Consider the following 14,495-nt stretch of genomic DNA (forward strand, 5'->3'; position numbering starts at 1 on the left):
TGTCTATGGAAAAACCAATACAAATTCTTATTGTAGAAGACGAGATGATAATTGCTGCGAACATTTCGCTACAACTTACTCATTTAGGCTATAATGTTACAGGAATTATTACCAAAGCTGAAGAAGTTTTGCCTTTTATTCGCCTTCAATTACCTGATGTTATCTTGCTTGATATTAATTTAAAAAGTACTCTAGACGGAATAGAAGTAGCACATTTAATTCAAAATGAATACAAATTACCTAGCATATTTTTAACAGCAAATTCCGATGCAGCTCATTTCGACAGGGCTAAAGCTGTCAATCCTTATGCGTTTATTTCAAAACCATTTAAGAAATTAGATTTACAACGAGCGATAGAACTAACCGTATTGCGACTTAAAGAGGAAATGGCATTAGCAAAAAATATAACTTTAGAAACAGAAACGCCATTTATATTGAGCGATTGCATCTTTGTACGTAGTCATGACAAAATGGTGAAAGTTTGCATCAATGATATTCTTTATATCGAAGCAGAACGGAACTATTGCAAAATTCATTGCAAAGAAAAAGAACATTTGCTAGTTGGTACTTTGAAAGATTTAGAAGAAAAACTGACCAATAACAGTCTGTTGCGAATTCATCGTTCGTTCATCGTCAACCTTTCGCATATAGATGAAATAGCCGCTAGTCATGTAGTTATCGCAAAAAAGGCAATCCCAATAAGTGCGGATTTAAAGAAACAATTGTTGCAACATATCCAAAAAATATAGTTTTTCAACCTTTTACTATGAAAAAAATAATATTTTTAATTTCACTTCTAATTTATAGTAAAGGACATACACAAAACAGTTTAAACAAAAAATTATCTAATGCCAAGGTATTAGAAATTAGTCAAAATTATCAAAAAAAGGCTTTAAGGTTTCTAGATATGCCTCAATACAATCAGGATAGCAGCAAGTATTATTTCGAAAAAGCAACTGCTTTGCTCAAAGTTAATTCATCTTTGCATCACGAAGAATTAGGATTTCTTTATTGGCATCGAAATGATATATCACAGGTGTATGACTCCTTTTTTAGTTTGGATTCATTGGCATCTGCAGGTTGGTTTCATATAAATAAGATTCCAAAAAACAAGCAAAATAAACTACTAGAATATAATTTTTTAGTAAACTGGGCATTCATAAAAGAGGAATTGGGAGAAAATAAAACCGCATTACAACTTTTTTCAAAAGCATTACTTCTTGCCGAAGATTTTATAAAACCTGATTTATCGGCAAAAGTAATTAAAGATAAAGGTATTTTTTATGAGAGATTTCAACTTGAAGAAGAACAAAAATTAGCTTATTCTTATTTGTCTAAAAGTCGTTTCTATTATGAAAAAAACACAAAATTAAACAACGAATTAGAACTTTTTTCAATTTATCGCTCCATGATTGGTTACTTTGATGTGCATAATAAAGATTCCGTTTTTTATTATTCCAATAAAATTAAATCACTTTTAAAATCTATAGAAAGACCGCAAAATCATGCATGGTATTTGGCTGTATCCGGAAGAGATTTAGTTACTTATCCGCTTAAAGGACAAAAAATAATTACAAAAGAACAATATCAAGAAGGTAAAAACAAAATAATAAAAGCTTTGGCAATTTTAGAAAGGTATAAAATAAAAAAAAATAAAATCCGACCTTATGCCTACGGAATTCTAGCCGATTTATATTTGAGAGAAAAAAAATATGATTCGGCAATTTACAATTATAAAAAAAGCCAAGAAGGATATTTGTTATTAAAAAACCAAAGAGGATTTATAGATATGACTTCCTTCATTGGCAAAGCCTACCAACAAAAGGGAGAATTAGCCAATGCGTTATTTTATCTCAAAGAATTTTATAATCAATCAATTATTTATGAAAAGAATAAAAACGAAAGAGGTTTGCGTGAAAATGAACTTCAAATAAACATTTTGGCGCAAGACAAAAAATTGGTTCAAAAGCAAAATTTACAAACTATTTTTATTGTCGTTTTATCTCTTGGTGCATTATTACTTAGTTGGTTCTATTGGAATTTTAAGGTAAAACAAAAAAGTAATAAACAACTTGCTCTTTTGAATGATGATTTAGAAAATAAAAATATTTTGTTAGATAAAAAAAATGTTGAAAATGAGCTATTACTCCGAGAAATTCACCATCGTGTAAAAAACAATCTCGAAATAGTGTCTAGTTTACTCACCTTGCAATCAGCACAAATTGAGGATTCTCATACCAAAGATGCTATGATAGAAGGACAAAATCGTGTCAATTCTATAGGAATTGTACATCAAAAACTGTATCAAGGAACCAACCTTGGCACGGTAGAAATGAAAGATTATTTTTTGAATTTAAGCGAATGTATTCTCGATAGTTTTGGTGCACATCAGCGTATCGATTTGCAATTGGCAATGGATCATCTCTATTTAGATATTGACAGTGCAGTTCCGTTAGGGTTAATCGTCAACGAACTACTAACAAATTGCATTAAATATGCGTTCCCGAAAGGCGAAAAAGGTTCTATTGTTATTAAACTTCATAAGAGAGACAATAATATTCTCCGACTTGAAGTTGCCGATAATGGTGTTGGAAAATCAGGGATTACGCACGGAACTGGTTTTGGTGGGCAACTCGTTTCACTGCTTACACAGCAACTTAATGGTAAAATGACCGAAGAAAGTCAAAACGGAACGACACTTATTTTTGATTTTAAACTAAAAGCTGCTTAAAAGTAATTTCCGAATTAAGAAGTACGATTTAAAAATTTAAAAGTGTTTGTGCTACAAACATATCTTAAATCTTTATTCTTTTTCTATTTTCTAATCTCTTTTTTCTAATCTCCTTCTCCCCGATAAATTAATCTTACTCTTCGGACATTTTTTAATGCGTTTCGTCCTAACTCATGCTCCATTTTCCTTGTTAATCATTTATTTTGAGGTAGAATTAATATTTAATTCGGTCTAACAAATAAAACCAAAATCATGAAAAACCTGTTACAATTTAAGTTGAAGATTCTATTTCTTATCTTGATGCTCATCCCTCTACTTGGTATAAGCCAAACCAAAAATGTGGTTGCCACTAGTCGCGTATTTCCAAAAGTTGACAAACAGCTCGAATTTGAAAAAGTGCTAGCTTCTCATTCCCAAAAGTACCATACCGGTGATGTAAAATGGCGTGTATTTCAAATTCAATCGGGTCCCGATGCAGGAGGTTTCCAAATTTCCGAAGGACCTAAAAGTTGGCAGTCAGAAGATGCACGAGGCGATATAAATGTGGAACATAACAACGATTGGCATAAAAATGTGACTATTTATCTAACCGATAGAAATTCGCATGCTTATTCAGTTTATATCGATTCGTTGAGTACGGTTGCCATTGGCGACTATTCAGACAAAATTCAAGTTACTCATTTATATCCAAAACTGGGTTGTTCTTACAGAGTTGCTACCATGCTAAAAAGTTTAAAAGCTGCTTGGGCTGCAGATGGTTCAACCGTAGTGGTTTATGAAGCTAATGGTTCTGGAGCACCGCAATATATTTTAGTTCGCCGATACAAACAAGGATTAAAAGAAAAAGAAGATGGATTTAGAAAACCTTTTGTTGACACTTATGAAAAAATACACGGTAAAGGTTCATGGGGAATTTTTAACGATAATATAAAAGAATATGTAACCGATCAATGGAGTGAACTATTGTTTTACAGAGCAGATTTGAGTTCGAAGTAAGTAATAATTTTAAACCTGCATAATTTTTGAAATCTTGCAGGTTTTTTTTAAAATCATAAAAATACTTTAAATTACCAATAGCTTTTGAATGTTAAAATTCACTAAAGGTAAAAAATAATTCACTTTAAAAATAATTCTAATCAATTTTAAAACTAAAAAAATGAAACAAAGTAAGTTATTAAAAACCTTTTTTGTTTTGATGCTTTTTGTCACAATAAATATGATGGGACAAAATAACGTTAAAACAATTCAGAGCCTTTATACTGCTTTTGAAGTTGGTGATATTCCTAAAGTTCTTGCAGGTTTAGACGAAAAAGTAGTGTGGAACGAAGCCGAGGGAAATAAGTATGCAGATGGAAATCCGTATAATGGACCGCAAGCTGTATTAAATGGCGTTTTTGCTCGTATTGGAGCCGATTATGAGTATTTCAAACTGGTAAATATTCAACTGCATGAAATGTCAGATAACCAGGTATTTGCCACTTTACGATACCAAGCTAAACTAAAGAAAAATGGTGCCACTTACGATGCTCAAGTTGCACATCTTTGGACAGTTAAAAACGGAAAGGCAATTGCTTTTCAGCAATATCTAGACACCAAAAAAGTCGCAGATGCAATAGCAAAATAATTAATAAAAATTATCGCAGTATAAATAAACAAAAAATAACAACTAATAAATTTTACAAAAATGAAAATAATTTTCAAAACAATCATCGCTGTAACAATGTTCACATTTACATCTTGTAAAAAAGAAGTTGCAAAAGAAGCAACACTACAACCAGCCGTTGTGGAAACTCCAGCAAAACCAGCAGCAGAAGCAACTCCGTCTTTTGAACCTTTTCAAATTATGGCAGTTACCCACACCGTTAAAAATTATGATGTTTGGAAAAAAGGATTTGATGAAGACGAACCCAACCGAGTAGCAAGTGGCTTGACCTTGAGAGCTTTGGCAAGAGGAATGGACAATCCAAATAAAGTTTATATTTTCCTAAACGTTACCGATATGCAAAAAGCTAAAGATTTTGCCACAAGTCCAAAGCTAAAAAATGTGATGCAAAAATTAGGTGTAATTGGTAAACCTGAAATTATTTACTCCAATGTGGTACGATTTGCAGAATCGCCAGCCGAGATGAAAGGCAGAGTTAGAATCGCATTTAAAGTAAAAGATTTTGATGCTTGGTTAAAAGTATATGATGCCGAAGGTTCAAAAACAAGGGTAGAACACGGTTTTATTGATAGAGCCATTGCTCGAAGTATAGAAGACTCAAATATGATTTATCTAACTTTTGCCATAAGCGATTTAGAAAAAGTAAAAGCACGATTGAAATCGCCTGAACTTCAAAAAATAATGACTAATTCTGGAGTTATAAGCACACCAGTAACCGATTTTTACACAAGTGTTTAGTAACTAAATAAAATAAGTTTATCCCTGTAAGTTTTTTTCTAACTTGCAGGGAATGAACTTTTAACTAAAAGCAACATGACGGCACTCACAAATCCAAGAATCCAATCCATTGATCTTTTAAAAGGTTTGGTTATGGTAATCATGGCACTCGATCATATAAGAGATTATTTTCATTATTCGGCTTTTTTTTTTGATCCCGCTGATCCCGCACAAAGTACATTACCCATTTTTTTTACACGATTTTTTACTCATTTTTGTGCTCCCGCTTTTAGCTTTTTGGCAGGGCTTTCCGCTTTTATGATTGGGAAGCGAAAATCTAAATCCGAATTATCCAGTTTTCTGTTTAAACGCGGGCTTTGGTTGGTATTTATCGAAATGACTATTGTAAATTTTGCCTGGTATTTTGATGTTTATTTTAGAAGTCCCGGATTGCTTACAATTTGGTCGTTGGGAATCAGTATGATGGTTTTAGCAACATTGGTAAATCTTCCTCGCAACTTTATTTTGGGATTTAGTTTACTTTTAATTATTGGTCACAACCTTTTAGATACCGTTCATTATAACGGTAATGTGTTGTGGGCGATACTTCACGAATTTAAGTTTTTTAAACTAACCAATGGTGTTAAATTTCTAGTTGCTTACCCTATAATCCCATGGATAGCTGTAATGGCATTGGGATATTATTTTGGTGCTTTTTATGATAAAGCATTTGATGCAGAAAAAAGGAGAAAGCTTCTTAATACCATAGGAATTGTAGCACTAATTGCCTTTGTAATTTTAAGGTTGAGCAATGTTTATGGAGACTCAAATCTCTTTAAAGATTACGGTTCATTATCAAAAGATTTGATTTCGTTTTTGAATCCTTCTAAATACCCTCCATCTTTAGACTATTTATTGATGACTCTGGGAGTAGCATTTCTTTTTTTGGCCAATGCAGAAAAATTGCGAGGTAAAGTAGTCAACTTCTTTTGTGTATTCGGAAGGGTTCCATTTTTTTATTACATAATACATCTTTATCTCATTCATGTAGTGGCAGTTTTTGCCGCTTATTTTACTGGATTTGGTTGGAAAGCATTGGTATTACCAATATTTATTATCAGAGTCGAAGTTTTGAAAGGTTATGGTTTTCCTCTTTGGGTGGTTTATTGTGTTTGGATTGGAGTTATTCTGCTACTTTATCCTTTATGTAAAAAATTTGATGCTTATAAACAAGCCCATAAAGAAAAATGGTGGTTGAGTTATTTGTAGGCATATTTACTCAACATACAATTCCCCTCGATGCGGTTTTAAAGCATCACGAACTTGAATCATATTTTCATCCGTTACCACCATAAAAGCAATTGCGTGTAGGTCGTTTTTAATTTGAAAACCTGTAATATGAATTGCTAATTTTTCACGAAGGATATATTCCTTCAAATGAAGTTCATGATGTTCAGCTGTTTTGGATGAAGCTTCTCCACGAAAATCCCAAATTAATTTTATTTGTCTCGACATTACTTTATGAGTTGTTCAGATACAAAATTACAATAACAATTTTCAAATTCTTACTTTTGCCCAAATTCAATTCAAATGCCACAAGAACTTCAACTTCAGGTTTCACCCGAAATTGCTACCAATGAGTTGTTATTGAATGAACACGTGGCAAAACTTTGTCAAGTTTCTACTAAAGAAATTCAAAAAGTTGTCATCTTAAAACGTTCTATTGATGCTCGTCAAAAAGAAATAAAATTCAATCTTAAAGTTGCTGTTTTTTTAAAAGATGATAGTCTTGCTGAACAAAAAATAGAACTTCCCAATTATAAAAATGTCTCAAATTCTCGAGAAATAATAATTATTGGTGCTGGTCCTGCCGGATTATTTGCTGCCTTGCAATTAATTGATTTAGGTTTAAAACCAATAGTCATCGAACGCGGAAAAGATGTTCGTGGCCGTCGTCGTGATTTAAAAGCCATCAATGTGGATCATGTCGTAAATGAAGATTCCAATTATTGTTTTGGAGAAGGCGGAGCAGGAACGTATTCCGATGGAAAACTGTATACTCGTTCCAAAAAACGTGGTGATGTGGATAGAATTTTACAATTATTAGTAGCATTTGGCGCAACACCTGATATTTTAGTCGAAGCGCATCCACACATTGGAACCAATAAATTACCTCAAATAATTCAAGACATTCGGGAGAAAATTATAGAATGTGGTGGACAATTTTTGTTTGAAACCCGCGTGACCGATTTTATTATAAAGAGTAATGAAATTCGAGGAGTGATAACACAAAACGGTGAAACTATTGCTGCTAATAAAGTTATTTTGGCAACCGGACATTCTGCACGTGATATTTTTGAATTGCTTGACAGAAAAAAGATTTTCATAGAAGCCAAACCTTTTGCATTAGGCGTTCGTGCCGAGCATCCCCAGCAATTGATTGATAAAATTCAGTATAGTTGTGACTTTCGTGGCGAATATTTACCACCAGCTCCTTATTCTATTGTAAAGCAAGTCAACGGTCGCGGCATGTATTCGTTTTGTATGTGTCCTGGCGGTGTAATCGCGCCCTGTGCTACAAGCCCAGGTGAAGTTGTAACCAATGGTTGGTCGCCTTCAAAACGCGATCAAGCTACCGCCAATTCGGGTATTGTAGTCGAATTAAAGTTGGAAGATTTCAAACCTTTTGCCAAATTTGGAGCTTTAGCTGGAATGGAATTTCAAAAAAGCATTGAACAAAAAGCATGGCATTTAGCAGGCGGCTCGAGCTTAAGCGAACTGGCGAAGCAAACTCAAAAAGTTCCAGCGCAACGCCTAGTTGACTTTACTCAAAATAAATTATCTGCAAATATTCCAAAAACTTCTTATGTTCCGGGAACAACTTCGGTAGAAATGGGAGATGTGTTTCCTAATTTTTTAACCCAAATTCTGCGAGAAGGTTTTACCGAGTTTGGAAAATCCATGCGAGGTTACATGACCAATGAAGCGATTCTTCATGCGCCCGAAAGCAGAACTTCGTCACCCGTAAGAATTCCTAGAGACAACGAAACTTTAGAACACGTTCAAATAAAAGGATTGTATCCTTGTGGCGAAGGTGCTGGTTTTGCAGGAGGAATTATATCAGCAGCTATTGATGGAGAAAAATGTGCTTTAAAAATTGCGGAGGAATTACAATTACTGTAATGTTGTCGATTTATTTTTAATTTCTTTCATATAAATTATGAATTTTCAAAAGTAATACACCAAATAATACCGCGGTTACTATGAGTATTATATTCAATAATCCCTCTGTTCCAAAAGATAATTTAATTAAGATGGTTGAAATAATAAAACCAGAATTTCTTATGACACCTTTAAATTTATCGGAATGAAAGAACGAAAATAAAAGCAGTAAAACATCAACCAATATTAAAATTGTAAAAAAATCATCAAAAAATATTTTATTGATGTCTTTAATTTCGGTTACAATTTTACTCAAAGAAAAGAAACTATCATGCAGCCAATGCCCCAGACTGTAAAATGATAAAACTAAAAATATTGGTACTAAACACGTGGCAATAATTTTTTTTAAAGTGATAAATTTAATTATTTCTGGGTTTAAATTTTCAACAGGAATTGAAGTATTATTTTTCACATATTTGTAGAAAACAAATATTAGAAAGAACAATATAAGAATTGCAACTAAATCTGCAGTAAATAAAACATCATTTCTTGATGCAAACCAGTTTGGCGAAAATTCTAAATGTGACAAATCTTTAAAAATTCGACGGATTACAATCAGCGAAATTATTTCATACTGTTTACCTATGTAAATTGAAGTCGATTTTGGTAAATAATATAGTAAAAGATAAACCTCATATATAAGTATAAATGAAAATGGGGTGTAAATTGCCGAGATAGGATTACTTAATAATTTAGAATGATCATTTACAGCAATTAGATTAAGATTTACCATTCCAATTAAAAGTAAGTGCAATATAAAGCTTGAAATGGCAATGTAAACTATTATTTTTTCACTTTTATCTTTCACTTTTTCAGACAAAAAATAATTGTAAAAATCAGCAGCTATTTTGTTTGAATTTACCATAATATTTTGTTTAACAAAATTTAAGTAATATTAAACAATTTATTTTAGATTTTATTTGTAAATTTACAGAAGTTATGTTGTTAAAAAGATTAACACCTGATAATTAAAAACTTAAATAAAATAATAATTATGTTTAATAAATTCAAGAAATCTGAATTGTTTATTTTGTTCGTGGTAATTTGTTTAATTTTTATATCTGAATATCTTTATTTAGTTGAAAATAATTTTCGAAAAGCCATTTTCATTGGTCTTTGGCCACCAACAATTGTTGGCTTATTAATTTTTTTTAATTTAAAACTAAAAAAGTAAATGAAAAATTTAGATATACTTATATTCACAGGAGTTGTGCTAATTTGTTTTATTAGTTTTTTTATCTCTACTTTCCGGGCTTTTGAAAATAACGCCGAAAAAAAAGATTATGTATCAAAAAAAAGAGGAATTATATCTCGGTTATTGGCTTATTTAGAAAGTTTAGTTTCAGATTAATGGATATTTTATAAGTTTCAATTTACTATTTCACTCGATTTTTTAAATGATTCAAACATAAAATTATCTCAAATTGTAATCAATCAAGTCACCTCTAAAAATGAATTTAATACCCAAGGAATTTAAAATTACCAATTTATTACATCAAGATACTTATTTAGGTGACGGTCAACTAAAAAAATGGACAGGAGAAACGTCCGAAGTTTATTCTACCATTTCCTCAACTGAAAATTATGCACCAACATTGTTAGGTTCAATTCCAACTATGGGTGAAGCTGCCGCAGATGAAGTAGTAAAATCGGCTGTTGCTGCTTATGACAACGGACAAGGATTGTGGCCAACGATGAAAGTCATTGACCGAATCAAATGCATGGAAAATTTTGTTACTCAAATGAAAGCTACCCGAAGCGAAGTAGTAAAATATTTAATATGGGAAATCGGGAAATCGTTATGCGATTCTGAGAAAGAATTTGACAGAACGGTCGAATATATTTATGACACGATTGAAGATTATAAACAGTTAGACAGAAATAGTGCTCGCTTTTCTAAAAGCCAAGGCGTGAATGCTATGGTTCGTAGAGGTCCATTGGGAGTTGTGCTGTGCCTCGGGCCTTATAATTATCCTTTGAACGAGACTTTTTCATTGCTAATTCCGGCCATTATCATGGGAAATACTGTAATTTTCAAACCTGCAAAACACGGAGTTTTATTAATTTCCCCATTGCTCGAAGCGTTTAGAAGTAGTTTTCCAAAAGGCGTTGTCAATATAGTTTATGGTAGAGGAAGAGATGTGGCTTCACCAATTATGAAATCAGGGAAAGTAGATATTTTGGCTTTGATTGGAAACAGTAAATCAGCAATAGCTTTGCAGGATTTGCATCCAAATAAAAACCGTCTGCGTTTGATTTTAGGATTGGAAGCCAAAAATCCAGCCATTATTCTTCCTGATGCCGATTTAGATTTGGCTATTCAAGAATGTATCATGGGAACTTTATCTTTTAATGGTCAGCGTTGTACAGCTTTAAAAATTTTGTATGTGCATGAATCTATCGCAGCAGAATTTAATAGAAGATTTGCCGAAAAAGTAGATGCATTGCCGTTTGGAAACCCATGGGAGAAAGATGTTTCATTGACTCCGCTGCCAGAAAAAGAAAAACCAAATTATATTCAGGAGCTAATTGATGATGCAAAAGCTAAAGGTGCGAAAGTCATTAATACAAAAGGTGGAGAACGTTCGGATAATTATATTTTTCCTGCGGTTTTGTTTCCTGTTAATAAAGATATGCGTGTGTACCACGAAGAACAATTTGGACCTGTAATTCCTATATTAACTTTCAAAGACATTCAAGAGCCGCTAAACGATATGGCGGAGTCGAACTACGGACAACAAGTAAGTTTGTTTGGTCGAAACATTAAAACCATTGCGCCGCTTATTGACACATTGGTTAATTTAGTTTGCCGTGTAAACTTAAACAGTTCGTGTCAACGTGGCCCAGATGTTTATCCGTTTACAGGAAGAAAAGATTCTGCAGTAGGAACTTTGAGCATACATGATGCACTGCGTTCCTTTTCTATTCGAACCTTTGTGGCTTCAAAAGACAATGCTTATAACAACGAAATCTTGCAAGCGCTATTGGACAGCAAGGAATCTAACTTTATCAACACGGATTATATTTTATAATTCAAAACTTCTCAAATATGGAATGCCCCCAAAAAGTTCTAAACTATTTGAGGGCATTTATATGAAAATTTTTACTGGTGTTTCTTTTTCAATCTATCTTTAAAAAGCTTTTCAAATTTTTCCAGTTTGGGTTGAATTACCATTTGGCAATACTGCTGATTTTGATTATTTTGATAATAATTTTGATGATAGTCTTCTGCTTTATAAAAAGCCTTAAAGGGTTCAACAGAAGTAACAATTTTACTAGGATAAACATTTTTCGAATTCAATTCTGAAATAATACTTTCAGCTGCTTTTTTTTGTTCCTCGTTTTTGTAAAAAATCACAGATCGATATTGTGTTCCCACATCAGCACCCTGACGATTAAGCGTTGTTGGGTCATGAACTGTAAAAAATACATGAAAAATTTCATCCAAATTAGTTTTTGTTTTGTCGTAAGTAATTTGAACCACTTCTGCAGCGCCAGTTCTGCCGGTGCAAACTTCCTCATAACTCGGATTGGCAACCGTACCACCTGAGAAACCAGAAACTACTTTTTGAACGCCATCTAATTGTTCATAGACAGCTTCCACACACCAATAACATCCACCGCCAATAGTAATGGTCTCGGTATTTCCTTTGTTTTCGCTAGAAACTACCCCATCGGGAACAAAATCTAAAGAAATAGCATTCATACAATACCGTTTACGAGTTGGCTCTGGACCATCATCAAACAAATGTCCTAAATGACTGTTGCATCTTCCACAAAGTGCTTCTGTACGTTGCATTTCAAAGGAATTATCTACCTTAAAAACCACGCTTTCTTTATTTTCTTGTTCAAAAAAACTGGGCCATCCGCAACTGCTAGTAAATTTTTGGTTTGATTTAAATAGTTTCAAACCACAAGCAGCACAATAATAGGTTCCTTTGGTTTCTGAATTCCACATAGTGCCAGTAAAGGCTCTTTCGGTATCAGCATGCCGGGCTACAGCATACAAATCAGGAGTTAGAACTTTTTTCCATTCTGCATCACTTACATTTAATTTTTTTGTATCCGTATTGGAATAATAAGGATTTTCAGGTTTCGAGATTACGTTTTCCATAACAGTGGTTTTTGATGTTTTAGTTTCTTTTTTATTGTTTTGTCCACATGCATTCAGCATAAACATAGGGAACAAAAGTAAATAGTTTACAAATGATTTTTTCATAGTATTTGTTTTTAACAGTGTACAAATTTACGTTACATGTACGAGTCAAAACATCATGAAGATTATAAATTACTTTTATTTAAGGAAAGTTTAACGCTTGTTCAAAATGCCAAATCTATAAAACTTAATTTTTTTTGTATTTTTGGATGCTTAATAAGAATTATGACAGAAGAAAAAGTAATCTTGGTCAACAAACAAGACGAACCTATCGGATTAATGAACAAATTAGAAGCACATGAGAAAGCTGCTTTGCACCGTGCGTTTTCGGTTTTTGTATTGAATGAAAACAATGAAATCATGTTGCAACAACGAGCCCATCACAAATATCATTCACCGCTGTTATGGACTAATACTTGTTGCAGTCATCAGCGCGAAGGCGAAACTAATATTCAAGCTGGAATTCGAAGATTATATGAAGAAATGGGTTTTAAAACCGAACTTAAAGAACTGTTTCATTTTATATATAAAGCATCATTCGACAATGGTTTGACCGAACATGAACTAGACCATGTAATGATTGGATACTACAATGGGGAACCACAAATAAACAAAGATGAAGTCGAAAGTTGGAAATGGATGAAAATAGAAGATATAAAGAATGAAATGATCCAGAATCCAACGATATACACCGTTTGGTTTAAAATTATTTTTGACGAATTTTATCATTATTTAGAAGAACATAAATTATAATCGCACATTTCATAATACATCAAAAATTAAAAATCGTTAATCAAAAATCAAAAATTCCATGAGAGTTACCGTATCAAGAAAAGCACATTTTAATGCCGCGCACCGCTTATTTCGTAAAGATTGGTCGATGGAGAAAAACGATGCTGTATTTGGCAAATGCAATAATCCCAACTTTCACGGTCATAATTATGAGTTAATTGTTTCGGTTACTGGCGATGTTGATCAAGAGACAGGATTTGTGATTGATGTAAAAATTTTATCCGATTTGATAAAGGAGCATATAGAAAATGCATTTGATCATAAAAATCTAAATCTTGATGTTTTAGACTTTAAAGATTTGAATCCAACTGCCGAGAATATAGCCGTTGTAATTTGGAAAAAACTTCGACCATTTATTACTAATGACAAAGATTTGGAAGTTGTTTTATATGAAACTCCACGAAACTTTGTAACCTATAAGGGCAACTAATGGAACTCCAAGTAGGCAATAAAATTCCTCATTTTATTTCGATAGATGCAAATGCAAAACCTTTTGACATCAAATATTTTTTAGGGAAACCCCTAGTTATTTATTTCTATCCAAAAGATGATACGCCAGGTTGCACCATCCAAGCCTGTTCGTTCCGCGATAACTATGAAGAATTCAAAAATTTAGGTGCAGAAGTTATTGGTATTAGCAGTGATAGTTTAAAATCGCATCAAAAATTTGCTTCACGTTACAAACTTCCATTCATTTTGCTTTCTGATTTTGATAAAAAAATTAGAAAATTATTTGGAGTGCCAAATGATTTTCTTGGTTTAATACCAGGACGAGCTACCTATGTTGTTGATAAAAAAGGAATTATCCAGTTAATTTTTGATAACTCTTCTTCCAAAATTCATATTCAAAAAGCACTTGAGATTCTGAAAAGAATGTAAGTTTGCAAAAATCATTTAAGATGAAATTATATCCGTTGCAATTTGAACCCATTTTGAAAGAAAGAATTTGGGGCGGAACCAAATTAAAAGCGTACCTAGACAAACCAATATTTGCCAACAATACGGGCGAAAGTTGGGAAATTTCTACCGTAGAAAATGATGTTAGTATAGTAGCCAAAGGCGAACTCAAAGGAAAATCACTTAACGAACTGATTGATGAATTTCCTGAAGCTGTTTTGGGAACAAAAGTGTACTCGGTTTTTGGCAAACAATTTCCATTACTTTTCAAATACCTTGATGCACGTGAAGATTTATCCATTCAGGTGCATCCAAAC

Annotated in this window: 16 protein-coding genes; 13 read left to right on the plus strand and 3 right to left on the minus strand. The window is 32.8% G+C overall.

Annotation, left to right across the window (positions count from 1 at the left end; all coding sequences use genetic code 11):
* The first annotated feature begins 5 nt into the window (after positions 1 to 5).
* The 6 genes from Q0Q96_RS10715 to Q0Q96_RS10740 all read left to right on the plus strand — a co-directional run bounded on the left by Q0Q96_RS10715 (position 6) and on the right by Q0Q96_RS10740 (position 6,380).
* Complete coding sequence (locus Q0Q96_RS10715) at positions 6 to 749, plus strand: LytTR family transcriptional regulator DNA-binding domain-containing protein (RefSeq protein ID WP_293875214.1); 744 nt, start codon at positions 6 to 8, stop codon at positions 747 to 749.
* Between the two features lie 17 nt (positions 750 to 766).
* On the plus strand, positions 767 to 2,731 hold the full coding sequence (locus Q0Q96_RS10720) for a sensor histidine kinase (RefSeq protein WP_293875216.1): 1,965 nt from the start codon (positions 767 to 769) through the stop codon (positions 2,729 to 2,731).
* Positions 2,732 to 2,983: 252 nt separating this feature from the next.
* Positions 2,984 to 3,727: a hypothetical protein gene (locus tag Q0Q96_RS10725; RefSeq protein ID WP_293875218.1), complete on the plus strand. Its 744-nt coding sequence runs from the start codon at positions 2,984 to 2,986 to the stop codon at positions 3,725 to 3,727.
* Positions 3,728 to 3,887: 160 nt separating this feature from the next.
* A complete protein-coding gene (locus Q0Q96_RS10730; RefSeq protein WP_293875220.1) occupies positions 3,888 to 4,355 on the plus strand; it encodes a nuclear transport factor 2 family protein in 468 nt (155 codons plus the stop codon).
* Between the two features lie 60 nt (positions 4,356 to 4,415).
* A complete protein-coding gene (locus Q0Q96_RS10735; protein WP_293875222.1) occupies positions 4,416 to 5,132 on the plus strand; it encodes a hypothetical protein in 717 nt (238 codons plus the stop codon).
* 75 nt (positions 5,133 to 5,207) lie between these two features.
* Complete coding sequence (locus tag Q0Q96_RS10740; protein ID WP_293875224.1) at positions 5,208 to 6,380, plus strand: heparan-alpha-glucosaminide N-acetyltransferase domain-containing protein; 1,173 nt, start codon at positions 5,208 to 5,210, stop codon at positions 6,378 to 6,380.
* Between the two features lie 6 nt (positions 6,381 to 6,386).
* Here the strand turns inward: Q0Q96_RS10740 and Q0Q96_RS10745 are convergent, their stop codons facing one another.
* A complete protein-coding gene (locus Q0Q96_RS10745) occupies positions 6,387 to 6,626 on the minus strand; it encodes a hypothetical protein (RefSeq protein WP_293875226.1) in 240 nt (79 codons plus the stop codon).
* Between the two features lie 75 nt (positions 6,627 to 6,701).
* On the opposite strand from Q0Q96_RS10745, the gene Q0Q96_RS10750 reads away from it, so the two are divergent.
* Positions 6,702 to 8,294, plus strand: coding sequence for an FAD-dependent protein (locus tag Q0Q96_RS10750; protein WP_293875228.1), 1,593 nt, complete (start codon positions 6,702 to 6,704; stop codon positions 8,292 to 8,294).
* A 16-nt stretch (positions 8,295 to 8,310) separates the two neighbouring features.
* Here the strand turns inward: Q0Q96_RS10750 and Q0Q96_RS10755 are convergent, their stop codons facing one another.
* Complete coding sequence (locus Q0Q96_RS10755; RefSeq protein WP_293875230.1) at positions 8,311 to 9,198, minus strand: hypothetical protein; 888 nt, start codon at positions 9,196 to 9,198, stop codon at positions 8,311 to 8,313.
* Between the two features lie 309 nt (positions 9,199 to 9,507).
* On the opposite strand from Q0Q96_RS10755, the gene Q0Q96_RS10760 reads away from it, so the two are divergent.
* Together Q0Q96_RS10760 and Q0Q96_RS10765 are read left to right on the plus strand one after the other, a co-directional pair.
* A complete protein-coding gene (locus Q0Q96_RS10760) occupies positions 9,508 to 9,684 on the plus strand; it encodes a hypothetical protein (protein ID WP_293875232.1) in 177 nt (58 codons plus the stop codon).
* A 100-nt stretch (positions 9,685 to 9,784) separates the two neighbouring features.
* A complete protein-coding gene (locus Q0Q96_RS10765; RefSeq protein ID WP_293875234.1) occupies positions 9,785 to 11,365 on the plus strand; it encodes an NADP-dependent glyceraldehyde-3-phosphate dehydrogenase in 1,581 nt (526 codons plus the stop codon).
* A gap of 71 nt (positions 11,366 to 11,436) precedes the next feature.
* On the opposite strand, the gene Q0Q96_RS10770 is transcribed toward Q0Q96_RS10765, so the two are convergent.
* On the minus strand, positions 11,437 to 12,552 hold the full coding sequence (locus Q0Q96_RS10770; RefSeq protein WP_293875236.1) for a bifunctional methionine sulfoxide reductase B/A protein: 1,116 nt from the start codon (positions 12,550 to 12,552) through the stop codon (positions 11,437 to 11,439).
* Positions 12,553 to 12,714: 162 nt separating this feature from the next.
* On the opposite strand from Q0Q96_RS10770, the gene idi reads away from it, so the two are divergent.
* From idi to Q0Q96_RS10790, 4 genes are all read left to right on the plus strand, one after another.
* On the plus strand, positions 12,715 to 13,242 hold the full coding sequence (gene idi, locus Q0Q96_RS10775; RefSeq protein WP_293875244.1) for an isopentenyl-diphosphate Delta-isomerase: 528 nt from the start codon (positions 12,715 to 12,717) through the stop codon (positions 13,240 to 13,242).
* A gap of 58 nt (positions 13,243 to 13,300) precedes the next feature.
* Complete coding sequence (locus Q0Q96_RS10780) at positions 13,301 to 13,711, plus strand: 6-carboxytetrahydropterin synthase (RefSeq protein WP_293875238.1); 411 nt, start codon at positions 13,301 to 13,303, stop codon at positions 13,709 to 13,711.
* The gene (locus Q0Q96_RS10785; RefSeq protein ID WP_293875240.1) at positions 13,711 to 14,160 is read left to right on the plus strand and encodes a peroxiredoxin; all 450 of its coding nucleotides are present in this window, start codon (positions 13,711 to 13,713) and stop codon (positions 14,158 to 14,160) included. The genes Q0Q96_RS10780 and Q0Q96_RS10785 overlap by 1 nt, the downstream gene beginning before the upstream one ends.
* 20 nt (positions 14,161 to 14,180) lie before the next feature.
* The coding region (locus Q0Q96_RS10790; RefSeq protein WP_366069201.1) for a type I phosphomannose isomerase catalytic subunit at positions 14,181 to 14,495 on the plus strand (315 nt) is incomplete at its 3' end.

This window comes from Flavobacterium sp., assembly GCF_025352015.1.
Lineage (GTDB): Bacteria > Bacteroidota > Bacteroidia > Flavobacteriales > Flavobacteriaceae > Flavobacterium.